General features: G+C 40.3%; 23 protein-coding genes. 4 read left to right on the top strand and 19 right to left on the bottom strand.

All coding sequences use genetic code 11. The annotated features are described in order from the left end of the window. The 12 genes from fabZ to rpsB all read right to left on the bottom strand — a co-directional run bounded on the left by fabZ (nucleotide 1) and on the right by rpsB (nucleotide 12,256). A complete protein-coding gene (gene fabZ, locus PVK71_RS00940; RefSeq protein ID WP_130047701.1) occupies nucleotides 1-453 on the bottom strand; it encodes a 3-hydroxyacyl-ACP dehydratase FabZ in 453 nt (150 codons plus the stop codon). A 127-nt stretch (nucleotides 454-580) separates the two neighbouring features. Continuing rightward, a complete protein-coding gene (gene lpxD, locus PVK71_RS00935; protein WP_274417399.1) occupies nucleotides 581-1,600 on the bottom strand; it encodes a UDP-3-O-(3-hydroxymyristoyl)glucosamine N-acyltransferase in 1,020 nt (339 codons plus the stop codon). Nucleotides 1,601-1,608: 8 nt separating this feature from the next. Further along, on the bottom strand, nucleotides 1,609-2,124 hold the full coding sequence (locus tag PVK71_RS00930; protein ID WP_130044044.1) for an OmpH family outer membrane protein: 516 nt from the start codon (nucleotides 2,122-2,124) through the stop codon (nucleotides 1,609-1,611). 74 nt (nucleotides 2,125-2,198) lie between these two features. Continuing rightward, nucleotides 2,199-4,622, bottom strand: coding sequence for an outer membrane protein assembly factor BamA (gene bamA, locus PVK71_RS00925; protein WP_274417400.1), 2,424 nt, complete (start codon nucleotides 4,620-4,622; stop codon nucleotides 2,199-2,201). Nucleotides 4,623-4,650: 28 nt separating this feature from the next. Further along, the gene (gene rseP / locus PVK71_RS00920) at nucleotides 4,651-6,009 is read right to left on the bottom strand and encodes a sigma E protease regulator RseP (protein ID WP_274417401.1); all 1,359 of its coding nucleotides are present in this window, start codon (nucleotides 6,007-6,009) and stop codon (nucleotides 4,651-4,653) included. A 2-nt stretch (nucleotides 6,010-6,011) separates the two neighbouring features. Further along, nucleotides 6,012-7,214 carry a 1-deoxy-D-xylulose-5-phosphate reductoisomerase gene (gene ispC / locus PVK71_RS00915; RefSeq protein ID WP_274417402.1) on the bottom strand — a complete coding sequence of 401 codons (1,203 nt, stop codon included), beginning with the start codon at nucleotides 7,212-7,214 and terminating at the stop codon, nucleotides 6,012-6,014. A 103-nt stretch (nucleotides 7,215-7,317) separates the two neighbouring features. Then, complete coding sequence (locus PVK71_RS00910; protein WP_274417403.1) at nucleotides 7,318-8,157, bottom strand: phosphatidate cytidylyltransferase; 840 nt, start codon at nucleotides 8,155-8,157, stop codon at nucleotides 7,318-7,320. A gap of 3 nt (nucleotides 8,158-8,160) precedes the next feature. Next, nucleotides 8,161-8,922, bottom strand: a complete 762-nt coding sequence (locus PVK71_RS00905; protein ID WP_274417559.1) for an isoprenyl transferase — start codon at nucleotides 8,920-8,922, stop codon at nucleotides 8,161-8,163. A 135-nt stretch (nucleotides 8,923-9,057) separates the two neighbouring features. Next, nucleotides 9,058-9,615 carry a ribosome recycling factor gene (frr, locus tag PVK71_RS00900; protein WP_130044038.1) on the bottom strand — a complete coding sequence of 186 codons (558 nt, stop codon included), beginning with the start codon at nucleotides 9,613-9,615 and terminating at the stop codon, nucleotides 9,058-9,060. Between the two features lie 35 nt (nucleotides 9,616-9,650). Continuing rightward, the gene (gene pyrH / locus PVK71_RS00895; RefSeq protein WP_130044037.1) at nucleotides 9,651-10,382 is read right to left on the bottom strand and encodes a UMP kinase; all 732 of its coding nucleotides are present in this window, start codon (nucleotides 10,380-10,382) and stop codon (nucleotides 9,651-9,653) included. A gap of 165 nt (nucleotides 10,383-10,547) precedes the next feature. Beyond that, a complete protein-coding gene (tsf, locus tag PVK71_RS00890; protein ID WP_274417404.1) occupies nucleotides 10,548-11,393 on the bottom strand; it encodes a translation elongation factor Ts in 846 nt (281 codons plus the stop codon). A 134-nt stretch (nucleotides 11,394-11,527) separates the two neighbouring features. Next, nucleotides 11,528-12,256, bottom strand: coding sequence for a 30S ribosomal protein S2 (gene rpsB, locus PVK71_RS00885; protein ID WP_274417405.1), 729 nt, complete (start codon nucleotides 12,254-12,256; stop codon nucleotides 11,528-11,530). A 356-nt stretch (nucleotides 12,257-12,612) separates the two neighbouring features. Here rpsB and map point away from each other — a divergent pair, with 356 nt between their 5' ends. Genes map through PVK71_RS00870 form a run of 3 tightly spaced genes read left to right on the top strand, consistent with a single transcriptional unit; the run spans nucleotide 12,613 to nucleotide 16,530 of the window. Beyond that, complete coding sequence (gene map / locus PVK71_RS00880; protein WP_274417406.1) at nucleotides 12,613-13,440, top strand: type I methionyl aminopeptidase; 828 nt, start codon at nucleotides 12,613-12,615, stop codon at nucleotides 13,438-13,440. Between the two features lie 60 nt (nucleotides 13,441-13,500). After that, nucleotides 13,501-16,122 (top strand): bifunctional uridylyltransferase/uridylyl-removing protein GlnD, encoded by a 2,622-nt coding sequence (gene glnD, locus PVK71_RS00875; RefSeq protein WP_274417407.1) that lies wholly within the window; start codon nucleotides 13,501-13,503, stop codon nucleotides 16,120-16,122. A gap of 27 nt (nucleotides 16,123-16,149) precedes the next feature. After that, entirely contained in the window at nucleotides 16,150-16,530 is a 381-nt protein-coding gene (locus PVK71_RS00870; protein WP_274417408.1) for a DUF3461 family protein, read from the top strand. Between the two features lie 89 nt (nucleotides 16,531-16,619). Here the strand turns inward: PVK71_RS00870 and secF are convergent, their stop codons facing one another. The 5 genes from secF to queA form a co-directional block, all read right to left on the bottom strand. After that, complete coding sequence (gene secF, locus PVK71_RS00865) at nucleotides 16,620-17,570, bottom strand: protein translocase subunit SecF (RefSeq protein ID WP_130044031.1); 951 nt, start codon at nucleotides 17,568-17,570, stop codon at nucleotides 16,620-16,622. Between the two features lie 12 nt (nucleotides 17,571-17,582). Continuing rightward, complete coding sequence (secD, locus tag PVK71_RS00860; protein ID WP_274417409.1) at nucleotides 17,583-19,439, bottom strand: protein translocase subunit SecD; 1,857 nt, start codon at nucleotides 19,437-19,439, stop codon at nucleotides 17,583-17,585. A gap of 53 nt (nucleotides 19,440-19,492) precedes the next feature. Beyond that, a complete protein-coding gene (gene yajC / locus PVK71_RS00855) occupies nucleotides 19,493-19,825 on the bottom strand; it encodes a preprotein translocase subunit YajC (protein WP_130044029.1) in 333 nt (110 codons plus the stop codon). A 91-nt stretch (nucleotides 19,826-19,916) separates the two neighbouring features. Then, nucleotides 19,917-21,044: a tRNA guanosine(34) transglycosylase Tgt gene (gene tgt / locus PVK71_RS00850; RefSeq protein WP_130047711.1), complete on the bottom strand. Its 1,128-nt coding sequence runs from the start codon at nucleotides 21,042-21,044 to the stop codon at nucleotides 19,917-19,919. 201 nt (nucleotides 21,045-21,245) lie between these two features. Then, nucleotides 21,246-22,298 (bottom strand): tRNA preQ1(34) S-adenosylmethionine ribosyltransferase-isomerase QueA, encoded by a 1,053-nt coding sequence (queA, locus tag PVK71_RS00845; RefSeq protein WP_130085976.1) that lies wholly within the window; start codon nucleotides 22,296-22,298, stop codon nucleotides 21,246-21,248. A 243-nt stretch (nucleotides 22,299-22,541) separates the two neighbouring features. Between queA and PVK71_RS00840 the strand changes: the two genes are divergently transcribed. Beyond that, entirely contained in the window at nucleotides 22,542-22,985 is a 444-nt protein-coding gene (locus PVK71_RS00840) for a CBS domain-containing protein (protein ID WP_130047713.1), read from the top strand. A 111-nt stretch (nucleotides 22,986-23,096) separates the two neighbouring features. On the opposite strand, the gene aceA is transcribed toward PVK71_RS00840, so the two are convergent. After that, nucleotides 23,097-24,425, bottom strand: coding sequence for an isocitrate lyase (aceA, locus tag PVK71_RS00835; RefSeq protein WP_274417410.1), 1,329 nt, complete (start codon nucleotides 24,423-24,425; stop codon nucleotides 23,097-23,099). A 14-nt stretch (nucleotides 24,426-24,439) separates the two neighbouring features. Further along, nucleotides 24,440-26,044, bottom strand: a complete 1,605-nt coding sequence (gene aceB, locus PVK71_RS00830; protein ID WP_274417411.1) for a malate synthase A — start codon at nucleotides 26,042-26,044, stop codon at nucleotides 24,440-24,442. Between the last annotated feature and the right edge of the window lie 232 nt (nucleotides 26,045-26,276).

Raw genomic sequence — 26,276 nt, 5'->3', positions numbered from 1 at the left:
TTAAAACTCTCGTCTTGCACACTTAAGTTCAGCAGAACAAACAACATCACCGTCAACTTTAGCCACGCCGTTAAATAGTGCGATGCCACGACGGTCTTTAATGAATTCAACTTCAAGAACTAATTGGTCACCAGGTACTACTGGCTTACGGAATTTTGCTTTATCGATACTTGCAAAGTAATACAGTTCATTTTCAGCAGGTGCGCCGAATGATTTAAACGCCAATAAACCGGTTGCTTGAGCCATCGCTTCAAGAATTAATACACCAGGAAAAATAGGCATTTGTGGGAAGTGACCTGTAAATTGAGGTTCATTCACAGACACATTCTTGATCGCGTGTAAGTATTTCTCTTCTTCGAAATCAGTCACTCGGTCAACCAATAGAAATGGGTAACGGTGAGGTAGTAACTCTTGGATTTCAGTAATATTTAATGTTTTATTTTCACGAGTCAAAATAGTATTCCTGTAAAACAATATCGTATCTGAACAATAGTGTAGCTCAAATAGAGTAATAATAGATAGAAAAAGGTCTGCAAAATGCAGACCAATACTTATTAATTAGAATGTAGTAAAGCCAATATTAATCAACTAGCTTTTTCTCAACGGCTTTTAGTCGCTTGTTCATTTCATCAATTTTATGAACTCGAGCCGCTGTTTTACGCCATTCTTTATTGGTTTGCAGTGGAATGCCTGATGAATACATGCCTTTTTCATCAATGCCTCTCATCACCATACCCATACCGGTGATAGTAACACCATCAGTAATTTCGATATGACCATTAATTACAGAGCCACCGCCAATAATACAGTGCTTACCAATTTTAGTACTGCCAGCAACTATAGTACCACCAGCCATTGCTGAACCAGATCCGATTTGTACGTTATGGGCAATTTGAATTTGGTTATCAATGATTACATTGCTTTCTATTACCGTATTATCAATCGCACCACGGTCAATCGCTGTGTTAGCTCCAATTTCAACATTGTCGCCAATGATCACTGTTCCTAACTGTGGGATTTTAACCCAAGTACCGCGGTCATTCGCATAACCAAAACCATCTGAACCAATCACGGTTCCTGATTGCACAAGACACGATTCACCAAGTTCAACACGGTGGTAAATAGAGACATTTGCCCATAATTTCGTATTTTTACCAATTTTAGCTTCTTGTCCAATAAAGCAACCCGCACCGATAATTGCACCATCAGCAATCACTGCTTTTGATTCAATCACTGCATTATGTCCAATAGCAACGCCTTCACCAATAATGGCATCATCAGCGATGTAAGCTGATGCGGCAATGTTTGTTGCTGGTGCAGGTGTTGTATCTAACGCTTGCGCCGCTAATGCAAACCCTAGGTACGGGTCCTTCATTATTAATGCGTTTGATTGGCAAAATGCAATATCGGCTTCTTTTACTATCACCGCAGATGCTTTGCATTCTGCTAAGTGCTTGCGGTATTTAGCATCTGAAAGAAATGTAATATCCCCTTCAGAAGCTTTACTCATTGAAGCGATAGAGTGAACAACAACATCTCCATTTCCATGAACTGTTGCACCAAGTTTTTCTGCCAATTCAGCAAGCGTAATACGTGTCATGGTGAACCTTATTTAATTGCTTTAATAACTTTTTCTGATAGGTTGTCTTCTGGTTTTGCCCAAAGCAGTGTCGCTGCATCAACAACCATATCGTAACCTTCTTTATTTGCTACTTTTTCAACGGTTTGTTGAACTTGCATAATCAGTTTTTGACGCTCTTCGCCCTGACGACGACGGTTATCTTCATCTAAAGCTTGTGCTTTTAGTTTGTAATCAGATTGAAGTGACGCGATTTCACGCTCTAGTTTAGTTTGACCTGATGCACCAAGTAATTCACCATCACGCTTGATCGTTTCAACTTTATCTTTGATTTTAGATTCAAGGCTACGCAACTCATCGATACGATCTTTAAACTCAGCACGAAGTTTTTCAGAAATTGCTTCACGCTGTGGCATTTGTTGAACGATTTGAGCCATGTTCACATAACCAATTTTAGTTGCTGCTTCTGCTGCATTAGCAAAAAAAGAACCACTTACCAGTACTGCGCCTAAAGCGGCTGCTTTCACTAATTTTTTCAAAATCATATCCTTACTTAATTATTATCATATATAAACTAATACCGTTTACATTAACACTTTTCTATTAGAGCTATCAATGCTTAGAAAGTTCGACCGATGGTGAAACTGAAGAATTCTTCATCATCACCTTCATAAATTTTCACCGGTTTTGCTACTGAGAATACCAAAGGTCCCATTGGAGACATCCATTGCAACGCAGCACCGTATGAAGAACGGAAGTTGCTTGGATCTGAATAATCGTAATAATATTGACTACCGCTTGCGATTTTACCGTCATATTGCGCTTCTGTATCCCACACACTTGCCATATCAAAGAACACACTAGTTCGAATTTGACTTTGAGTTTCTTCACCAGCAAATGGGGTTGGTACAATCAATTCAACACTCGCTAACGCTGTCGCATTACCACCCGTCGAATCATCCGTTACGATATATTCAGGATTATTACCTCCAGCAGAACCTGAACCTTGAGCGTATACCGCTCTAGGACCTACTGAGTTTGAACCAAAACCACGTAAGGTTGTAAAACCACCGGCATAAAAGTTCTCGTAGAATGGATACAGATTATCATTGCCATCCGTTTGTCCATAACCGTTACCATAACCCGCCTTACCACGCATTAATAAAGCAAACTCATGCTTTTTGGTTAATGGGAAGTATTGGCGCACTTCATACTGCGCTTTAAAGTATTTAGCATCAGAATTTGGTGTTGATATTTTATATGATGCACGTTGATAGTTACCTGCCGTTGGGAAGTAGCCTTTGTTCAGGTTATTACGCGTCCACGATAAGGTGACATCAAAATCATTTAAGTTTAATTCGTTGTTTTTATCATCATAAGCATCACCAACCGACTCTTTAAACTTACTTACTTGTTCATTCTCATCCAGGTTACCGATTTTATTATGAGTATAGCCAACACCAATCTCAAAATAGTTCAGCTCATCAAATGGGAAACCCCATGTTAAATTACCACCGTAACTTTGGTTGGTATAGTCAACAATACCTGCATCAGACGCTTCAAATTCGTTATAGAAGATCTTACCACCTAAACTGACACCATCAAGGTTCCAGTAAGGGTCACGATAATCTAAACTGATGTTCTTTTGGTAATCGTTCATCATCGCATTGATACCAACACGGTTACCAGAACCAATAAAGTTATCTTGTTGAAGACCGACTTGGAAGCTGACTCCTGACTCAGTACCGTAGCCGACACCAAAGTTTACGCTACCTGAGTTGGCTTCTTTTACAGAATAAACCAGATCTACTTGATCATCAGAGCCAGGAACACGAATAGTCTGTACATCAACCGTTTCAAAGAAACCTAGACGATTCAAACGATTTTTACCTGTCTCAATCGACTTTGAGTTTAACCAAGCACTTTCCATTTGACGCATTTCACGACGCAATACTTCATCTTTAGTCGAGGTGTTACCGACAAATTTAATATCGCGAACATACATACGGTTGCCCGCTTCGACATTAATTACTAAAGATACCGTTTGGTTCTCATCGTCAAATTCAGGCATGGTACGAACTTGAGGATAAGCGTAACCTGCTTCACCTAAAATACGTTTAATATTTTCTTCTAAACGAGTAACTGCAGAACCGTTATAAACGTCGCCATCTTCAAAAGGAACCAGTTCTTGAAACTCTTTTTCTTTACCGATTAACTCGCCTTGGAATTTAACGCCACTAACAGTATAAGGTTCACCCTCTTTTATCGTCAGTGTGATATAAACGCCTTTTTTATCCGGAGAGATAGATACTTGAGTTGAATCAACTTGAAACTTTAAATAACCACGATCGAGATAATATGAACGTAACGCTTCAATATCACCAGCAAGAACTTGTTTCTGATATTTTTCATCAGCTAAGAAGTTCCACCAAGCCACATCTACGTTTAGATTAAACCGTCCCAATAACTCATCATCGGTAAATACTTCATTACCAATAAAGTTAATTTGCTGGATTTTTGCCGAAACACCTTCAGTAAAAACAAACTTTAAGTCAGCACGATTACGTGGAAGTGGAGTAACAACCGCGTGAACCGTCGCGTTATACTTACCAACACTGTAATAGAAATCTTCTAACCCTTTTTCAATATTACTTAAGGTTGTTCTATCAAGTGCTTCACCAACACGAATCGATGACGCTTCTAAGTTCTGCTGCATCTGCTCTTCTTTAATGGCTTTGTTGCCAGAAAAGGAGATATTCGCGATCGTCGGACGCTCAGTAACCTTGATTAGTAATGCATTACCATCACGGTATACTTTTACATCTTCAAAATTACCTGAAGCAAATAAAGCTTGAATGACTTGAGATACGTCTTGCTGACTCATTGAGTCGCCAATTCGAACTGGAGTTTTAAGTAATGCTGCACCTAATGCGACACGCTGTAATCCCTCGAAGCGTATATCATCCACTACAAATGTTTCTGCGCTCTGCGCTGCTACACTGCTAAACAGCAGTGAAGCAATCAACAATTTTTTCATCGCCATAATACGTTTTATAATTCCCTGCTACTACTTAAAGGCGCATAAAGTCGTTAAATAAAGCGACAGCCATTAATGACATAATCATTACTGTACCTACTTTATAACCAATCTCTTGAACTCGCTCTGGTACTGGTTTACGCGTAATGCCTTCAATAGCAAAAAAGAGTAAATGTCCGCCATCCAGAACCGGAAGAGGTAATAAGTTAATGATACCTAAATTAACACTAATTAGGGCTAAAAATCCTAAAAATGATACTAACCCATATTCGGCTGTTGTCCCTGCTCCTTTAGCAATAGAAATAGGGCCACTTAAGTTATTTAAAGCGACGTCACCGGTGAACAATTTCTTTGTCATCGTTAACGTTAAATCAATAATATTGCCTGTTTTTTCAATCGCTTTCCCAAAAGCAACGATTGGGCCATACTGTTTCTCATAGCGGTAGCCTTCTGGCCACTCTTCAAATATCGGAGAAACACCAGCAAAGCCTATTACCTCTCCCGTAGCCATTTCTTTGCTGTCTGGGGTCAGAGTTAAAGCCATCTCTTTACCATCACGCATAACGGCGATAGTAACGGCTTTATTTGGATTTGCTTGTATCACATCGACCATACCTTGCCATTCAGTTAACGTTTGACCATTGGCTGAAAGTAAGCGGTCACCAACTAATAAACCCGATTTTTCAGCAGCACTGTTACTACTAACATTTGCAACATCAAGAGTTAACGCTGGGCGGTATGGAAGAAAACCAAGTGACAACATTGGAGAGTCTTTTTCTGGGTCAAACGCCCAGTTAGTTAAATCAAGACGCTTTGTCACATCAACACCGATATTCTCTTTATCGCTGTAAGTCACCGTCATTGATTCATCACCAATATGAGAAACAATGGCCATATTCACAGCTTCCCAATCGGAGGTTTGGATTCCTGAAATGGCTTTTAGTTCCACACCAGGTGCAATTCCTGCTTGAGAAAATATAGATCCATTATCGACATGACCAACGACGGGTTTAAGCGCGGTCACACCAATCATGAATGCTAACCAACATGCCACAATTGCAAATAAGAAATTTGCTACTGGCCCAGCGGCAACAATGGCACTGCGCTGCCATAATGGACGATTATTAAATGCGTGGTTTTTTAACTCTTCTGGAACTTCATCAACACGTTCATCCAGCATTTTCACATAACCACCAAGCGGGATCATTGAGATACTGTATTCAGTGCCGTCTTTGCCTTTTTTGCTCCAAAGCGCTTTACCGAAACCAATGGAAAACTTCTCAACAATGACACCACAACGGCGCGCAACCCAAAAATGGCCGTATTCATGCACGGCAACAAGAATACCTAGTGCAATAATAAATGATGCTAAATTCCATAGAAGTTCTGACATAGTTAAACCTTTTTAATTGCCTCATCGGCATAATGACGCGCCATTCTATCTAGGTCAATCAGGCTTTCCAAGCTATCTAGCTCAAGGTTTTGGAAGTTTGCGCATACTTTGTTCAAAACCAACTCATTAATTCGAGCGATATCGGTAAATTTAATTTCACCGTTCAAAAAAGCAGCAACCGACTGTTCGTTTGCTGCGTTTAATCCAGTAGTCGCATGCTGACCTAAGTAACAAGCATCAATCGCCAACTTTAAACATGGATAACGAGAAAAATCAGGAGCAATAAAACTAAACTCACCAACTTTGGTAAAATCTAATGGCTCAACACCTGCATTTACTCTTTTAGGGTAAGACATGGTACATGCAATGGGTGTTCTCATATCTGGTAGTCCCATTTGCGCGAGAACGGAACCATCTTTATATTGCACCATTGAATGAATGACTGATTGCGGATGAATAACGACTTTTAATTGTTCTTTATTCGCGTTAAACAACCAACGAGCTTCAATATACTCGAGACCTTTATTCATCATGGTTGCTGAATCAACCGAAATTTTAGGCCCCATTGACCAGTTTGGATGCGCAATTGCCATTTCAGGCGTAACCGCATCAAGCTCAGCGACATCGGTATAACGGAAGGGACCGCCTGAGCCTGTCAACAAAATAGACCTCACACCATGAGCATCAAGATCACAGCGGCCTAAATTGGTTTGAATAGATTCCGGAAGGCATTGAAAAATAGCGTTATGTTCACTATCTACAGGCAGTAACTCGGCACCATATTGTTCAACCGCATCAATAAATAATTGGCCCGACATCACTAAAGCTTCTTTATTTGCAAGTAAAATACGCTTACCCGCTTTAACTGCTGACATAGTTGGAAGTAAACCTGCCGCACCGACAATCGCTGCCATTACGGTATCAATCTCATCAAGCTGGGCAATATGGCACAAACCCTCTTCACCGGAGAATACTTCTGCTGCGATCTGATGTACTTTTAATTGTTCTTTTAATTCATCAGCTGCAGATTGACATGCCATTGCAACGTATTTTGGTTGCCATTCACAACAAAGTTCCAGCATCTTCTCAACATTAGAGCCTGCACCTAAAGCCACAACTTCAAATTGTTCGGCGTTATGTTTTGCGACTGAAAGTGTACTACTGCCAATGGAGCCTGTTGCTCCTAAAATGGTTAACTTTCGCATAATAATTTGCCATTGAAAAAATAGAAAAACGGTAGATTATAATATCTACCGCATAAATTACCGTGACCTTAATTTCACTCTTCATTAAAGAAGAGCTATTGACCTATAGAAAATACAAGAAAGCAAATACTGGGAATGCAGCTGTTAGGCTATCTATACGATCTAAAATGCCGCCATGACCAGGGATAATGGTTCCGCTGTCCTTGATCCCAGATGCGCGCTTAAACATACTTTCAACAAGATCGCCTAAGACCGAAATAATGATGGTTGCTATAAAAATACCTAGCATCGCCGCGGTGCTTTCAAAACGAATATCAAATGCAGATGCTGCAGTCCAGCCAATAATAATAGCCGTAATAATACCACCAATTAACCCTTCAATGGTTTTGTTTGGACTCACTGATGGTGACATTTTACGTTTACCAAATGACTTACCAGCAAAATAAGCACCACTATCTGCTGCCCATACTAATAAACAAACGAGTAAGACAAGTTTAGCGCCATAATAGCTATCTAACATATAGTGATCCGCGCGAAGTAATAAAATACTCCATAAAAACGGGATCATGGTTAGCCAACCAAAAATGTATTTTAAAGGAAGGTTGTTTTGCCACAATGCTTTACTTTTGGGAAAAGTAAGTACTAACCCTGATGCAATTAACCACCAAATTGAACCAATAAGCAGCACTGCTTGGTGGCCATCACTTGGCATTGCAAGTTCTAGTGTAGAGGTAGGCAATAAGAAAAGAGATACCGCTAAGACCGTAACAGAAGGAATTAAAGCTATATAACGAGATTTTGATTCAGTAAACTGAGTCCACTCCCAAAATCCTACTAAGGTAATTGCAGCAATAGCAATAAGAAAGCCCTGCATTGGTAACATAAAAATGCCAGCAATAACCAAAGGGGCTAAGATAAGAGCGGTAATAATACGCTGTTTCAAACTTTATTGATCCTTTTCGTTCATTAGAGCTTGGATTTGTTCACCGGTACACCCAAATCGTCTTTCTCGACTCACAAACCAAGCTACAGCATCAGCTAAGCTTTGCTCATTGAAGTCAGGCCAATATTGGTCAGTGAAATAGAACTCAGCGTATGCCATTTGCCACAACATAAAATTACTTATACGGCACTCACCACTGGTTCTTACCATCAAATCCACATCAGGCAAATCTGACATCATTAATTTAGATGCAATCGCAGCTTCATCAATATTGTCTGCCTGTAAGTTGCCTTGCTCTACTTGGTAAGCAAGACGTTTTACTGCTTGGGTGATATCCCATTTGCCGCCATAATTCGCAGCAACATTTAGCACTAAACCTGTATTTTCAGCAGTTACAGCTTCAGCCTCTAGGATCTTCTTCTGAAGACGAGAACTAAATTGAGAAGTATCACCTATAACACGTAATTGAATATTATTTTTATGAAGACGTTTTACTTCACGTGAAAGAACCGTGATAAACAACTCCATAAGAACACTAACTTCTTCTTTAGGACGACGCCAATTTTCACTACTAAAAGCAAAAAGCGTTATGGCATGGATTCCTAATTTACTGGCTGCTGATATGGTTTTTCTTACCGCATCAACACCCGCTTTATGACCAAATACACGAGGCTTTCCCTGAGCTTTCGCCCAGCGTCCATTACCATCCATAATTACCGCAATATGCTTGGGTAATACTTCTAATGATAGAGGCTCGTTATTCATTTGACTGGCCATATAACTCCCTTAAAAATAAAAGCGCTAATGTCTACACATAGCGCTTCTTATCGTGTTCATCACGGATATCATATCATTATTTAAATAAAAACATCAGTCTGAACAATGAGTAATGAAAGTAAATTATACTTCCATTAACTCTTTTTCTTTAACAGCCAGTACTTCATCAATACTCTTAACGGCAGCATCAGTTAATTTTTGGATCTCATCTTGTGCTTTACGATCGTCATCTTCTGAGATTTCTTTCTCTTTTAGAAGCGCTTTAACGTCACCGTTAGCGTCACGACGAATGTTACGAACAGCAACACGACCATTTTCAGCTTCACCACGAACGATTTTAACTAGGTCTTTACGACGCTCTTCAGTTAACGGTGGAAGTGGTACACGAATTACTGTACCAGCAGACATTGGGTTTAGGCCAAGATCTGACATCATGATTGCTTTTTCAACAAGGCCAGCAAGTTCTTTATCGAAAACAGTAATTGCAAGAGTACGAGAATCCTCAGCAATGATGTTAGCAACTTGATTAATAGGTGTTTTAGCACCGTAGTATTCTACTGAAAGACCAGCAAGAAGACTTGGGTGAGCACGGCCTGTGCGAATCTTTAATAGATTGTTTTTCAGTGCTTCTACACTTTTTTCCATGCGCTCTTGAGCGTCTTTTTTGATTTCGTTAATCACAACTTCACCTTAATTGTTATTTTTATTTCAGACTATTATTTAGCGTTACTGATTAGAGTACCTTCAGTTTCACCCATAACAACGCGACGTAATGCACCAGGTTTGTTCATATTGAACACACGAATTGGCATTTCGTGATCGCGAGCTAGAGTAAATGCAGCTAAGTCCATAACTTTTAATTCTTTTTCAAGAACTGTGCTGTAATCCAGTTTATCATACAATTCAGCGTCTGGGTTAGATACTGGATCAGCAGTGAATACACCGTCTACTTTCGTTGCTTTTAATACTACGTCAGCTTCAATTTCAATACCACGTAAACACGCAGCTGAATCTGTCGTAAAAAATGGGTTACCAGTACCTGCAGAGAAGATCACTACACGACCTTGACGAAGTTGAGCGATTGCATCCGCCCAGTTGTAATCGTCACATACACCTTTTAAAGGGATTGCAGACATAACACGGGCATTCACGTAAGCACGGTGAAGCGCATCACGCATTGCAAGGCCATTCATTACCGTTGCTAGCATACCCATGTGATCACCTACAACACGGTTCATACCTGCTTCTGCAAGGCCAGCACCACGGAAAAGGTTACCACCGCCGATTACAACACCAACTTGTACGCCAAGTTCAATCAGTTCTTTTACTTCTTGAGCCATACGCTCAAGTGTTGCAGGGTCGATACCAAAACCCTCTTCGCCTTGAAGTGCTTCACCACTAAGTTTTAATAGAATACGCTGATATACTGGTTTCGGGTTCGTCGTCATGGTTCTTACCTTTTCACTAAGAGTTGTCGAAATAACTGTAGCCTTTTGATATTAGAACTTAAATACACAAAAGGGCACAATTATCATCATAACTTGCTATTTATTGAGTATTCACAAAAAGACCGCAGCATGGCCACGGTCTTTTTTATCAACAATACGAAAGGATTAACCTTTTTGTACTGCAGCTACTTCGTCAGCAAAGCTCATTTCAGCCGCTTTCTCGATACCTTCACCAACTTCTAGACGTACGAAGTTAGATACTGATGCGCCTTTTTCTTTAAGAATTTCAGCAACAGTTTTCTTAGGTTCCATGATGAAAGCTTGACCTGTTAGAGAAACTTCGCCCGTGAATTTCTTCATACGGCCGATAACCATTTTCTCTGCGATTTCTTGAGGCTTGCCTTCGTTCATAGCGATTTCAACTTGAACAGCTTGCTCTTTTGCTACTACTTCAGCAGGTACGTCAGATGGGTTAACGTAATCAGGCTTAGAAGCAGCAACGTGCATAGCGATGTGCTTAAGCGTTTCAGCTTCGCCTTCACCAGCAACAACAACACCAATTTTCTCACCGTGACGGTAAGCAGCCAAAGCAACGCCTTCAACTAGTTGAACGCGACGGATGCTGATGTTTTCGCCGATTTTAGTTACTAGAGCGATACGAGCATCTTCAAATTTAGCTTGAAGAGCTTCGATCTCTAGACGTTCAGCTAGAGCAGCTTCAGCAACTTCATTAGCAAATGCTAGGAAGCCTGAGTCTTTAGCAACGAAGTCTGTTTGACAGTTAACTTCAAGAAGAACAGCAACGCCAGCTTCTTCTTTAATGATGATTGTGCCTTCAGCAGCGATGTTGCCTGCTTTTTTAGCCGCTTTTGCTGCGCCAGATTTACGCATGTTTTCGATCGCTAGCTCGATGTCGCCTTCAGCTTCAACAAGTGCTTTCTTACATTCCATCATACCAGCAGCAGTACGTTCACGAAGTTCTTTAACTAGAGCAGCAGTTACAGTTGCCATTCTCAATTCCTCAATATAAATAGGTATAAAGTTAAAAATCAGGGGCCAAATTGGGCCCCTGCTAACTATTTTTAGTTTACTACGAAACCAAAAGACTCACTAGGAGCAAATAATATTTTCGACGAATCGAAATATTACTCAGCTTCTACGAAACCGTCTTTTTCAGCTACAGCTGCAACGTCTTGGTTACGACCAGACTTTACAGAATCAGCAGCAGCGTTTAGGTAAAGTTGGATAGCGCGGATTGCGTCATCGTTACCTGGGATAATGTAGTCAACGCCATCTGGGTTTGAGTTAGTATCAACAACAGCAAATACTGGGATACCTAGGTTGTTTGCTTCTTTAACTGCAATGTGCTCGTGATCAGCATCGATAACAAATAACGCGTCTGGAAGACCGTTCATGTTTTTGATACCGCCTAGAGATTTCTCTAGTTTTTCCATGCTACGTGTACGCATTAGCGCTTCTTTCTTAGTAATCTTCTCAAAAGTACCGTCTTGAGCTTGAACTTCGAATTCTTTTAAACGTTTGATAGACTGGCGAACAGTTTTAAAGTTAGTAAGCATGCCGCCTAACCAACGGTTGTTCACGTAGTACTGGTCACTGTTGATTGCAGCTTCTTTAACAGCTTCAGATGCAGCGCGCTTAGTACCAACGAAAAGAACTTTACCTTTTTTGTTACCGATTTTAGCAAGTTCTGCTAAAGCTTCGTTGAACATTGGTACAGTTTTTTCTAAGTTGATGATATGAACTTTGTTACGAGCACCAAAGATGAATGGCTTCATTTTTGGGTTCCAGTAACGAGTTTGGTGACCGAAGTGAACACCAGCTTTAAGCATATCGCGCATTGATACAGTTGCCATTTGAGAATTCCTCTATTAAATGGGGTTAAGCCTCCACATACCCCGCTTGTAATCCGACCCTAACCATTTGATAAAAAATCAAAAAAGTTGAGCACCCCGGACAGCGTGACGGTATGTGTGTGATTTAAAATTAAAGTATAGTCGGTATTGAGAACAAATTGTTCACCAATCCGGCGCGCTTTATACCATAAAAACGCTGCTAAAATCTACCCTTTTCACATAATTCACTACGATTAAACGAACATTTGACTGATCCACGCTCTCAGTTCACCTTATAATTGAAAGATAAAGATTGGCTAGGTAAACTAAGAACAATTATCGTTTAGTACGATTTATTTTTAGATAGAGAAAAGCCCATGTCAGTAAAAATTAAAAACGCCGCTGAAATTGAAAAAATGCGCATAGCCGGTCAACTGGCCGCAGAAGTACTCGAGATGATTGAACCTTATGTAAAAGCTGGGGTTACCACTGAGGAACTTGACCAAATTTGCCATAAACATATTACTGAAGTTCAAGGGGCTATCCCTGCACCACTGAACTACCATGGTTTCCCTAAATCTATTTGTACATCAATCAACCATATTGTGTGTCACGGCATTCCAGCAACACAAGATGAGCAATACAATGGCTTCGTAAAACCTGCGGTTTTAAAAGACGGTGATATTCTTAATATCGACATAACTGTAATTAAAGATGGTTATCATGGCGATACTTCTAAGATGTTTTTAATTGGTGACGTTAGCGCTACCGATAAACGTCTATGTTTAATTGCTCAAGAAAGCTTATATGTCGGTATGCGTAAAGTGAAACCTGGTGTAAAACTTGGTGAGATTGGTACCGCTATCCAAAAATACATTAAAGGTACAACACCTAAATGTTCAATTGTTCGTGATTATTGCGGTCATGGCATTGGCTCTGAATTCCATGAAGAACCACAAATTGTTCATTATAAAAATAATGACCGAACCATTTTAAAAGAAGGAATGACCTTCACTATCGAACCAATGATCAACCTAGGTAAATTTGGTTGCCTACAAGACGATAATGATGGTTGGACGGTTTATACAGGCGACGGTAAGAATACCGCTCAGTGGGAACATACTATTTTGGTTACAGAAACTGGTTGCGAAGTATTAACACTTCGTGCTGAAGAAACCATACCTCGCCACATGAACAATAAATAATCAAACATTAAAATAAACAGAAGGCTCCGGTCTTCTGTTTTTACATCGGCAGGGATTGCTATGAACTATACATCTCCTCTTGCTTTATCTGATCAGCAACTCACGATTACAGAGCTAAAAAAACAGCTAACACTTTTCTCTCAATATCAAATTGATTGTTTCCATCAAAGCTTACCGGTGTCAGACTTAGTGCTACAACGTGCTGATTATTTTGACCAATTACTGTCTCGCCTTTGGACTTTCTTTGCATTTAATGACACCTCAAACACCTCGCTCATTGCCGTTGGTGGTTATGGGCGCAGCGAACTTCACCCTTTGTCTGACATTGATATTCTATTGCTTACCAAAGGAAATACTGATGAAAAATCTTGTCAAAAAGTCAGTCATTTCGTTACATTACTTTGGGATTTAAAGCTAGAAGTCGGCCACAGTGTCCGAACTTTGTCTGAATGTATAGAGATTGGGAAAAGCGACTTAACCGTAGCGACAAACTTACAAGAATCACGTTATATCTGCGGCGATAAAGAACTTGCTCATCAATTAAAATTGAATATTCACTCTGATAGTTTCTGGCCAAGTGAATCCTTCTATCAAGCTAAAATTGATGAGCAAAAAAAACGTCACAGCCGCTATCACGACACCACTTACAACTTAGAGCCCGATATTAAATCAAGCCCAGGAGGGTTAAGAGACATTCACACCCTGAGTTGGATTGCTCGACGTCATTTTGGAGCAACGTCTCTACTTGAGATGAGCCAAGCTGGTTTCTTAACAGACGCGGAGTATCGAGAGTTATTAGAATGCCAAGAGTTCTTATGGCGCGTTCGCTTTGCTTTACATATTGAGCTAAAACGTTACGATAATCGACTCACCTTTGGCCACCAAGCTTCTGTCGCTGAACATTTAGGTTTTATCGGTGAAGGCAATCGTGGTGTCGAACGCATGATGAAAGAGTTCTACCGTACTTTACGACGTGTTGCAGAACTTAATAGCATGCTATTAAAAATATTCGACCAAGCAATCCTTAACCAAGGCGAACAAACCAAAGCCATTATTATCAATAATGATTTTCAACGTCGCGGTCGTCTTATTGAAGCAAGAAAGCCCGCGTTATTCCAAGCTCGTCCTGATACCATTTTGGATATGTTCTTATTAATGGCCAGCGATTCTAGTATTGAAGGCGTTTCCCCTCCAACAATGCGACAATTACGCACAGCTCGACGTCGTTTAAATCGTTTTTTATGTGATATTCCAGAAGCCCGTGAAAAATTTTTACAATTAACTCAGCACCCTAATGCACTCCATAATGCCTTTAGCTCAATGCATAAATTAGGTGTTATCTCTGCTTATTTACCTCAATGGAGTCACATTGTTGGACAAATGCAGTTTGATTTATTTCATGCCTACACCGTAGATGAACATAGTATTCGCTTACTAAAGCACATTAATAAATTTTCAAACCCAAAAAACCGAGAAAAGCACCCTATTTGCTGCGAAGTCTACCCAAAGATGATTAAAAAAGAACTATTAATCATCGCTGCTATCTTTCACGATATAGCCAAAGGACGTGGGGGAGATCACTCAGAATTAGGCGCTGTCGATGCTTACGAGTTTTGTATTATTCATGGTTTTTCAAAACCCGAAGCAAACTTGGTCTCTTGGTTGGTGAAGAGCCATTTATTAATGTCTGTCACAGCACAGCGCCGTGATATTTATGATCCTGATGTGATTACCGAGTTTGCCAAACAAGTTCGAGATGAAGAGCGTCTCGACTATTTAGTTTGCCTAACCGTTGCCGATATTTGTGCTACTAATCCTGATCTTTGGAACAGTTGGAAACGCTCTCTGATTGCTGATTTATACAATGCAACTCAAAGGGCACTACGTCGAGGATTAGAAAACCCGCCAGATCTACGCGATCGTATTCGCCACAATCAACATATGGCTTCAGCTCAGCTTAGAGCTGAAGGGTTTACTCAATGGCAAATTGAAGATTTATGGCGTCGCTTTAAAGCAGATTATTTTTTACGTCACACGCATCAACAAATTACATGGCATGCAAGTAACCTTCTTAATCATTCAGATCAAGAGAAGTCTCTCATCCTCATTAGTAAGAATCCAACTCGCGGTGGCACTGAAATATTTATCTACAGCAAAGATAAAGCTCATCTATTTGCAACGGTTGCAGCGGAATTGGATAGACGCAGTATTACTATCTATGATGCTCAAATCATGTCGAGTAAAGATGGTTACGCACTTGATACCTTCATGGTTTTAGATCAAAACGATGACCCTATAGATGAAGAAAGACAACAACGATTAATTGCTCAACTGTATGCCGTTGAACTTGAAACCCAAGAAACTCACATCAAAACACGTCGCCCACCACGTCAGCTACAACACTTTACGGTAAAAACACGTATGGAGTTTTTACCTACAAGAACAGGAAAGCGAACATTGATGGAATTTGTTGCATTAGATACACCTGGATTACTCGCTACCGTCGGCGCCACCTTCGCTCAGCTTGGCATTAATCTTCATGCTGCAAAAATCACAACCATTGGTGAGAGAGCTGAAGATTTATTTATATTAACCTCAGATCTTGGCGGACGACTAGATGATGAAAAGCAAGCGGAACTAAAAGCAGCATTAATTGAAAATGTTGATACTCTGATAAATTAATATCTAAAAATAATAATGGAGTTAGCCATGTACCCACATTTAATGAACCTTGGAATATCAGATCCTGAAAAAATAGAGCGTTACTCTCTACGACAAGAAGCACAAAAAGACGTATTAAAAATTTACTTTGGTAAGCAAAAAGGCGAACTCTTTGCAAAAAGCGTAAAATTTAAATACCCACGCCAAGTAAAAAATGTTCTTGTTGATGGCGGGACTCACCGCTATAAAGAAACCACTGAGATTAATCGTAACCTAACGCTTATTATCGATGAATTAAATAAAATTACTCGCCCAGAAAAAGAAACCGCTGCGGATGTGAAAAAGAAAATATTGAAAGACCTTCGTCATTTAGAAAAAGTCGTTGCAAGCAAGATTGAAGAAATCGAGCGCGATTTAGATAAACTGTAAGTTATTCTATTAATTAAATAGGAAGACGTTTCAAAAAAAATGGACCGATGAAGGTCCATTTTTTATAAGTCGAATATTAAACAAATCCTTTACGGCATTTGCTCAAATTCTTCCTCACCTTCTTTATCAACAGGTGTTGGCATTAGGTGCTCACGAGTGATGCCTAATTTCAGAGCCAATGCTGATGCTACATAGATAGAAGAGTAGGTACCGATCGTGATACCTAATAGCAATGCAAGCGCAAAGCCATGGATCATCGCACCGCCCTGAGTGAACAATGCAATAACTACAAATAGCGTCGTTGCTGATGTAATTAATGTACGGCTTAATGTTTGTGTAATCGCATCATTAATAATGTCGTTAGAATCACCCTTACGCATTTTCAAGAAGTTTTCACGAATACGGTCAAACACAACAATGGTATCATTCAAGGAATAACCCACCACCGTTAATAGTGCCGCGATAATCGTTAAATCAACTTCAATTTGTAAGAAAGAGAAAATACCTAACGTAATGATAATATCATGTGCTAATGCCAATACCGCACCAGCAGCTAAACGCCATTGGAAACGCATCGAAACATAAGCCAAAATACATAACAAAGAAACGAGAATAGCTAAACCGCCCGCCTCTGTCAGTTCATCACCCACATTTGGGCCAACAAACTCAATACGACGCATCTCTACTTGCTCACCAGTGCCTTCTTTAATCGCACTGATGATTTGGTTGCCTAGCTCTTCGCCTTTTACGTTTTCACGAGGTTGAAGACGAACGATTACATCACGTGCAGTACCAAAGTTTTGAACCGTTGCATCACCAAAACCTTTCGCTTCTAACGCACTACGGATATCTGGTAGTTGTGCTGGCTGCTCAAAGCCCACTTCAATCAGAGTTCCACCCGTGAAGTCTAAGCCCCAGTTTAACCACTTTGTCGATAATGTTGCGATAGAAGCAACAATCATCAACATTGAGAAAAGAAAGGCAGCTTTAGACCAACGCATGAAGTCGATCGTTTTCTCTGCTTTCATTAATTGAAACATAATAATGAGTCCTTAGATCGACAGCTTGTCTACGCGCTTACCGCCGTAAACTAAGTTAATCACACAACGAGTACCAACAATCGCAGTAAACATTGACGTTAAAATACCAATAGATAACGTAACAGCAAAACCTTTAATTGCGCCAGTACCTACAGCAAACAAGATAATAGCCGTAATTAACGTTGTGATGTTCGCATCGGCAATCGTACTGAAGGCATTCGCATAACCTTGGTGAATCGCTTGTTGTGGATTACGCCCATCACGCAGCTCTTCTCGAATACGCTCGAAAATAAGTACGTTAGCATCGACTGCCATACCTACCGTTAATACGATACCGGCAATACCAGGAAGCGTCATCGTCGCACCAGGGATCATCGACATAACACCAATGATTAAGACTAAGTTTGCCATTAAGGCTAAGTTCGCAACAAGACCAAAACCGCGGTAATAAACCAAAGTAAAGATCATTACTGCAACCATACCCCAAATACACGCCTGAATACCCATATCGATATTCTGTTGACCCATTGATGGACCAATCGTACGTTCTTCAACAATCGAGATAGGTGCAATCAGAGCACCAGCACGAAGTAGAAGTGCTAGGTTATGAGCTTCAGCTTGAGAGTCGATACCGGTAATACGGAAGCTACGGCCAAGTGCTGATTGAATCGTTGCTTGGTTAATCACTTCTTCTGTTTTAGAAAGAATAACGCGACCTTCAGGCGTACGACGGCCACTGTCTTTATACTCTGTAAATACCGTCGCCATTAGCTTACCGATATTTTTACGAGAGAACGCTGTCATCTTGCTGCCACCTTCACTGTCTAGTGAGATGTTTACTTGAGGACGGCCATACTCATCAGCGCTTGAACTTGCATCTGTAATGCTTTCACCACCAAGAATAATGCGTTTTTTAAGAACAACTGGGCGACCATTACGATCTTCTTTGATCTCACTACCTGCTGGCGCTCGACCATTTGCAGCCGCAGCAAGATCCGCTCTATCATCCACTTCACGGAACTCAAGCGTCGCTGTTGCACCTAAAATTTCTTTTGCTCGCGCTGTATCTTGTACACCCGGTAGCTCAACTACGATACGGCTTGCGCCTTGACGTTGAACAAGCGGTTCAGCAACACCTAATTCGTTCACACGGTTACGAATAATCGTAATGTTTTGCTCAACCGCATAGTTACGAATTTCTTGTAGGCGCTGCTCTGTAAATCTTGCTGTTAATTTGAATTGACCATTTGATTCAGATTCTACAAAGGTCATATCACGATGAACATCAGACAACACTTTTTTAGCTTCAGCTAATTGCTCTTGATCACGAAGTACGACTTCAATCGCATCTTTTCCAGAATCACGAATAGCACGGTAACGGATCTTAGCTTCACGAAGATCAGTACGGAAAGATTCTTCTTGTTGACCAATTAGCTTAGTCATTGCCGCATCCATGTCGACTTCCATTAAGAAGTGAACACCACCACGTAAATCTAGACCTAGCTTCATTGGTGCAGCACCAATAGATGTCAACCAGTCAGGAGTAAGCGGTGCAAGATTTAATGCAACAATGTAATCTTTACCTAACGATTCATTGATAATATCTCGAGCACTGATTTGGGAATCAGTATCGTTAAAGCGAACAAGAACACTGCCATTTTCGAATGCAATAGACTTATACGCAATGTCATTATTTTTTAAATTTTCAGCAACAACATCCAGCGTTGAGGTTTGAACCTCGGTACCACGACTACCCGTGATTTGAACTGCTGGATCTTCACCATAAAGGTTTGGAAGTGCATAGAGAGCTGAGATAAGTAGTACTGAAACTACCATCAAATACTTCCATAAAGGGAAACGGTTTAGCACAGCGATGTCCTTAACGAAAAATACCCCCTAACCGAAGTTAGAGGGTACAATTTTTATAGTGATTTCAGAGTGCCCTTTGGCAGCACAGCTGAAACAAAGTCTTTCTTAATCGTTACTTCGTTATTTGCGTTAAGCTCAATTACGATGTAATCATTTTCTTCAGATACTTTAGTGATTTTACCCACTAAACCACCCGCAGTAAGAACTTCATCGCCTTTGCCCATAGAAGACATTAAGTTCTTATGCTCTTTTTGACGTTTCGCTTGTGGGCGATAAATCATAAAGTAGAAGATAACTGCAAACATACCAAGCATGATAAACATTTGCATACCACCGCCTTGTGGTGCTTCACCAGCTGCGTGAGCTTGAGAGATGAAAAAACTCATTTAATAACGTCCTCGTATCTAATTTTAATTTCCAGTTTCTAAAATGTGACCATACACATATCTAATAGATATATGGGTGATAACTCTGTTTTTAAAGGTCTTTTAATGGCGGAACTTCACGATCGCGACGTGCGTAGAATTCTTCTACGAACTGCTCAAAGCGCTCTTCTTCCAAAGCCTTACGAATGCTCGCCATAATACGTTGGTAATAACGTAAGTTATGGATCGTATTTAAACGAGCACCTAAAATTTCATTACAACGATCTAGGTGATGTAAGTAAGACTTGCTGTAATTCTGACAAGTATAACAATCACACTCAGGATCTAATGGTGTTGTATCTGTTTTATGTTTCGCATTACGGATCTTGATCACACCGCCAGTCACAAATAGGTGACCATTACGTGCATTTCGAGTTGGCATAACGCAGTCAAACATATCAATACCGCGACGAACGCCTTCAACCAAGTCTTCTGGTTTACCAACACCCATTAGGTATCGTGGCTTATCTTCAGGTAATTGTGGACATGTATGCTCTAAAATGCGGTGCATGTCTTCTTTTGGTTCACCTACTGCTAGACCACCAACAGCATAACCATCAAAACCAATCTTAGTTAACGCTTCAACAGACACATCACGCAGATCTTCGTATACACCACCTTGAACAATACCAAACAGTGCATTCGGGTTTTCTTGACGATCAAATTCATTACGGCTACGGTCAGCCCAACGAATAGAACGCTCCATTGAGATACGCGCTTCGTCATGCGTTGCTGGGTACGGAGTACATTCATCAAAAATCATAACTACGTCAGAACCAAGATCGTATTGGATTTGCATTGATTTCTCAGCATCCATAAAGACCTTATCACCGTTTACAGGGCTACGGAAATGTACACCTTCTTCAGTGATCTTACGTGTTTTACCAAGACTGAATACTTGGAAACCACCTGAATCCGTTAAGATTGGGCCTTTCCAATTCATAAAGTCATGTAAATCACCGTGCAGTTTCATGATCTCTTGACCAGGGCGTAACCATAAATGGAACGTATTACCCAGTAAGATCTCAGCACCAGTACCTTTCACTTCTTCCGGAGTCATCCCTTTAACAGTACCGTAAGTACCTACAGGCATGAATGCTGGTGTTTCAACCGTACCACGGTCAAATTGTAATTGACCACGACGTGCGCGGCCTTGTTTTTTGAGTAGTTCGTACTTCACGAAACCTCCAATAAGCCAGAGAAACAATCTGACAACTTGTTTAATTTGCGACATTAATAAAACATTAATGCCACACCTCCATAAAACCAAATAATGCAGTTTATATGGTCGAAAACGTCCTGTTTTCCTACTTTCACTGGCTCCGTGAGTGAAATTTAAATCTAGTATATTACTGGCTTTAATACAGCCATCGACTCTTTATTACGCGGTTTTCTTCGTAATAAACATCGCATCACCGTAACTAAAGAAACGATATTGATTATTCACGGCTTGATCGTAAGCTTTCATTGTATTTTCATACCCTGCAAATGCACTCACAAGCATGATAAGTGTAGACTCTGGTAAGTGAAAGTTTGTTACTAAAGCGTCAACAACTTGAAATTCATAGCCTGGGTAGATAAAAATTTCAGTATCATCAAAAAATGGTGCTAGCTCTGTGCCTTGCTTTAATGCATGTTGCGCCGCACTTTCTAATGAGCGAACCGAAGTCGTTCCAACAGAAACAACACGTCCACCACGAGCTTTAGTTGCTTTAATCGCATCAACCACTTCTTGAGAGACTTCTGCATATTCAGAATGCATGTGATGTTCTAAGATATTATCGACACGTACAGGCTGGAATGTTCCTGCACCAACATGAAGCGTAACGTAGGCAAATTCTACGCCTTTTGCTTTCATTTTTTCTAAAATCTCTGTATCAAAGTGTAAACCTGCTGTTGGAGCGGCAACTGCCCCCGGTTTTTCATTGTAAACCGTTTGATAACGTTCTTTATCTGCGTCTTCATCTGGACGGTCAATATAAGGAGGTAATGGCATGTGGCCAATTTCATCCAAAATATCTAATACTTTCTTTTCAGAAGTAAAGCGAATTTCAAATAGCGTATCGTGACGAGCGACCATTTCCGCTTCGTATTCTTGGTTTTCACCCAACCATAGTTGATTACCCGGCTTTGGTGATTTAGAACAACGAACATGAGCCAATACTGAATGCTCATCAAGCACTCGTTCAACTAATACTTCTAGCTTGCCACCTGATGCTTTAACACCAAACATACGAGCTGGAATAACACGAGTGTTGTTAAATACAACAAGATCACCACTCTGTACTAAATCAAGCACATCAGTAAACTGACCATCAATTAATTCACCGCTATTACCATTTAGGTGTAATAGGCGACTTGCCGTACGCTCTGGTTGAGGGTAGCGAGCAATAAGTTCATCGGGTAATTCAAAGTGAAAATCGGATACTTGCATGGTTTACTTCTTCATCAAAAATGGCAGACAGAATAGTATATTCACGCCCAGAGCAATAGCAAGAGATGAAGCAATATACCTCTCAATTTTTCAATAAATATGTACTTTAACTAATGAAATTGACATTAAACAGAGAAAGTCATATCAATCTTTTTATCTCTTCAAAAATCAACTTAGCTCTCACTTTTCTCTTTCATCTCGCACTATATTTACTATAGGACTTATTGATAGCAGGAGCACACTATGTTTACCGTTAAAGACATGATGACGACTCACCCTCATACATTGCTTCGCTCCAACTCTTTAGAAGATGCTAAAGCACTCATGGACGAACATTGTATTAGGCATATACCTATTGTAGATACAGACCAAGCATTAATTGGTCTAGTTACTCAACGAGATCTATTGTCTGCGCAATCTTCTTGTTTAGAGAAACCAACACTAGAAGAGTTTTCTGTGCTTGATATCCCTCTAAATAGTATTATGCATGAAAATGTAATGAGTATTTCTCCGCACGGTGGCTTAAAGTCAGCGGCTTTGTTTATGCAAAAACACAAGGTGGGATGTTTACCCGTGGTCAATCATGGGAAATTGGTGGGAATAATTACTGATTCTGATTTTGTTACGATTGCTATTAACTTATTGGAACTGCAAGAAGAAGTTGAACCAATTGAAGATGACGAATAAATCATACATTCAAGACAAAAAGAAAGGGAGACTCCATTCTCCCTAAAACGAGATAAAACAACTCTTTTTATTATGTGAATATAAGATTAGCTAGGCCAATATAATTAAGTATTATGCATTGGTTTTAAACTGCTCTTCTTCTGTTGAACCGGTTAGTGCGGTTACCGATGAATTGCCGCCTTGAATGGTATTAGTCATCTTATCAAAGTAGCCTGTACCAACTTCTTGTTGGTGTGCAACAAAAGTATAGCCCTTATCTGCGGCTTCAAACTCTTTACGCTGCACCATCTCAACATAATGGCGCATGCCCTCACCCTGAGCATAAGAATGTGCCAACTCAAACATGTTGAACCACATATTATGAATACCCGCTAGTGTGATAAATTGGTATTTGTAGCCCATATCAGCCAACTCTTGTTGGAACTTAGCAATAGTTTCTGAATCCAGATTTTTCTCCCAGTTAAACGATGGTGAACAGTTATACGCCAATAGCTGATCTGGGTATTTAGCATGAATGGCTTCAGCAAATTTACGAGCTTCTTCTAAACATGGCGTTGCAGTTTCACACCATACCAAATCAGCATAAGGAGAATATGCGAGGCCACGAGAGATAGCTTGGTCAATACCTGCGGTTACTTTATAGAAACCTTCAGCCGAACGCTCCCCTTCGATGAACTCTTGATCATATGGATCACAATCTGAGGTTAGCAAATCTGCAGCATTGGCATCGGTTCTTGCTATAACTAACGTCGTTGTGCCTGCTACATCGGCAGCAAGTCGTGCTGCAACCAGTTTTTGTACCGCTTCTTGAGTTGGCACTAATACTTTGCCTCCCATGTGACCACATTTTTTTACTGACGCTAATTGATCTTCAAAGTGAACCCCAGCTGCACCTGATTCAATCATATTACGCATCAGTTCATAGCCATTAAGTACACCACCAAAACCGGCTTCTGCATCGGCAACAATCGGAAGAAAATAATCAATTCCCTCTTCAGGTGTTGTTCCTGTTGACCATTGAATTTGATCCGCACGACGGAAGGCATTATTAATACGTTTCACTACCGAGGGAACCGAATCTACCGGGTATAGCGATTGGTCTGGGTACATAGTCGATGCGGTGTTGTTATCCGCTGCTACTTGCCAACCTGACAAATAAATAGCTTCAATTCCCGCCTTCGCTTGTTGGACTGCTTGTCCACCCGTTAGTGCGCCAAGACAATTTACATACCCTTTTTTTGATGAACCATTCACCAGCTCCCATAGCCTGTCTGCCCCTTTTTGTGCAATTGTATTTTCTGGTGCAAAAGATCCTCGAAGATTAATAACTTCTTCAGCGGTATAGGGACGAGTTACTCCATCCCAACGTGGATTTTCTGCCCAGTCTTTTTCTAATGCATCAATTTGTTGTTGGCGAGTTTGCGGTTTAAATGTCGTCATAATAGTTCCCTCTCTTATAAGTATTCATAGCCAGGTAGTGTTAAAAAGTCAGTTAGTTGATCACTGGTGGTCAATTGCTCCATCAGTTTTGCTGCTTGAGTAAATTGGCCAGAATCAAAGCGTTCTGTTCCCAATTCTTGTTCAATAACTTTCATCTCTTCTAATAACATGGTTCTAAACAAATCAGCCGTTACAACAGCGCCAGTATCTAAGGTTTTCCCATGTTGTATCCATTGCCAAATAGACGTTCGTGATATTTCTGCCGTTGCAGCATCTTCCATTAATCCATAAATAGGGACACAGCCATTTCCAGTGATCCACGCTTCTATATATTGAACCGCTACGCGAATGTTATGACGCATTCCCTCTTCTGTTCTCTCTCCTTCACAAGGTGCTAATAATTCTTCTGCGGTAATGAGATTGTCATTCTCTCGGCTAATATCCAACTGGTTGATCCGCGAGTCTAAAACCTTGTCAAATTCCGCTCTTGCAGTATCAGCTAGCCCAGGATGAGCAACCCAAGTACCGTCGTGTCCATTATTGGCTTCCAGTGATTTATCGGTTTGAATTTTATTTAACACCCAATCATTTTTTACCGGATCTTTCGATGGAATAAAAGCGGCCATTCCTCCCATCGCAAATGCCCCTCTTCGGTGACACGTTCTGATCAGTAATCGTGAATAGGCATTTAAAAACGGTTTTTCCATGGTCACCACTTGGCGATCAGGTAGCACGCGATCCGGATGGTTTTTTAATGTTTTGATGTAACTAAAAATGTAATCCCAACGACCACAATTTAGACCAACAATATGTTCTTTTAAGCTATATAGGATCTCATCCATTTCAAACACAGCAGGTAAGGTTTCAATCAGTACTGTCGCCTTAATCGTACCTTGCTTTAAACCAAACTCACGCTCAGCAAAGGTAAATACATCACTCCACCACGCCGCTTCTTGGTAGGCTTGTAGTTTAGGAAGATAAAAGTACGGACCACTGCCTTTTTTTAATGACGTCTGGTAGTTGTGATAGAAATAAAGCGCGAAATCAAACAAAGCTCCGGGAATAGCAACACCATTAAACTGTACGTGCTTTTCAGGAAGATGCAGACCACGTACACGACAAATTAATACCGCAGGATTTTGTTTTAGCTGATACACTTTTTGAGTTTGAGGGTTGGTGTATTGAATAGTACCGTTCATTGCATCTCGAAGATTAATTTGACCATTAAGTACCGCCTCCCATGACGGTGCTAATGAATCTTCAAAATCAGCCATGAATACTTTTACATTTGCATTCAATGCATTAATTACCATCTTTCTGTCTGTTGGGCCTGTGATCTCAACACGTCGGTCTTGAAGATCACTTGGAATACCTTGAATACTCCATTTAGATTCTCGGATTGAACGTGTTTCCATTAAAAAATCGGGCAGTTGTCCTGCGTCTATTTTTCGCTGTCTTACTTTGCGGGTTTCTAAAAGCTCAGGAACTCGATGGGCAAACTTTTCGACAAGATGGGTAAGAAAGCGAATAGCTCCTGCACTTAATACTTCATCAACTTGAGGAAGACTCGGTCCAATAATGGATAATTCTTGTTCTTTCGTCGTTATGGTATCTGTCATGGTCTGCGCCTCCGGCAAAATTACATTTGTAACTAAAACACTACGAATCAGTATTCATGTTTCATCCTATTTATCGTTCTTGCTGTTTACGTCTATTACATTCTCGAAAGAGCGAATGAATTACAACCCCTACTAAAGGCTAATGCAGCCTTTAAATTTCAATAAGATGTCGACATAAATCAGAAAGTTGAGTTATGAGTAAATGCTCTATAAAGAGAATTGTCAAAGTTTA

Origin of the sequence: Aliivibrio sp. S4MY1 (assembly GCF_028765545.1) — a bacterium.
GTDB lineage: Bacteria > Pseudomonadota > Gammaproteobacteria > Enterobacterales > Vibrionaceae > Aliivibrio.
Note: the sequence above shows the minus strand (reverse complement) of the source record. Positions and strands in the feature narration are given on the sequence as shown.

Bases quoted from the DNA above. Each gene is read 5' to 3' on its own strand.
- PVK71_RS00870 (WP_274417408.1), top strand. From the start codon at position 16,150: ATGTACCCACATTTAATGAACCTTGGAATATCAGATCCTGAAAAAATA.
- lpxD (WP_274417399.1), bottom strand. From the start codon at position 1,600: ATGACACGTATTACGCTTGCTGAATTGGCAGAAAAACTTGGTGCAACA.
- pyrH (WP_130044037.1), bottom strand. From the start codon at position 10,382: ATGACGACGAACCCGAAACCAGTATATCAGCGTATTCTATTAAAACTT.
- secF (WP_130044031.1), bottom strand. From the start codon at position 17,570: ATGTTTCAATTAATGAAAGCAGAGAAAACGATCGACTTCATGCGTTGG.
- yajC (WP_130044029.1), bottom strand. From the start codon at position 19,825: ATGAGTTTTTTCATCTCTCAAGCTCACGCAGCTGGTGAAGCACCACAA.
- ispC (WP_274417402.1), bottom strand. From the start codon at position 7,214: ATGCGAAAGTTAACCATTTTAGGAGCAACAGGCTCCATTGGCAGTAGT.
- rseP (WP_274417401.1), bottom strand. From the start codon at position 6,009: ATGTCAGAACTTCTATGGAATTTAGCATCATTTATTATTGCACTAGGT.
- tsf (WP_274417404.1), bottom strand. From the start codon at position 11,393: ATGGCAACTGTAACTGCTGCTCTAGTTAAAGAACTTCGTGAACGTACT.
- aceB (WP_274417411.1), bottom strand. From the start codon at position 26,044: ATGACAGATACCATAACGACGAAAGAACAAGAATTATCCATTATTGGA.
- rpsB (WP_274417405.1), bottom strand. From the start codon at position 12,256: ATGGCAACTGTATCAATGCGCGATATGCTTAAAGCTGGTGTTCACTTC.
- map (WP_274417406.1), top strand. From the start codon at position 12,613: ATGTCAGTAAAAATTAAAAACGCCGCTGAAATTGAAAAAATGCGCATA.
- PVK71_RS00930 (WP_130044044.1), bottom strand. From the start codon at position 2,124: ATGATTTTGAAAAAATTAGTGAAAGCAGCCGCTTTAGGCGCAGTACTG.
- aceA (WP_274417410.1), bottom strand. From the start codon at position 24,425: ATGACGACATTTAAACCGCAAACTCGCCAACAACAAATTGATGCATTA.
- PVK71_RS00840 (WP_130047713.1), top strand. From the start codon at position 22,542: ATGTTTACCGTTAAAGACATGATGACGACTCACCCTCATACATTGCTT.
- bamA (WP_274417400.1), bottom strand. From the start codon at position 4,622: ATGGCGATGAAAAAATTGTTGATTGCTTCACTGCTGTTTAGCAGTGTA.
- queA (WP_130085976.1), bottom strand. From the start codon at position 22,298: ATGCAAGTATCCGATTTTCACTTTGAATTACCCGATGAACTTATTGCT.
- glnD (WP_274417407.1), top strand. From the start codon at position 13,501: ATGAACTATACATCTCCTCTTGCTTTATCTGATCAGCAACTCACGATT.
- PVK71_RS00905 (WP_274417559.1), bottom strand. From the start codon at position 8,922: ATGAATAACGAGCCTCTATCATTAGAAGTATTACCCAAGCATATTGCG.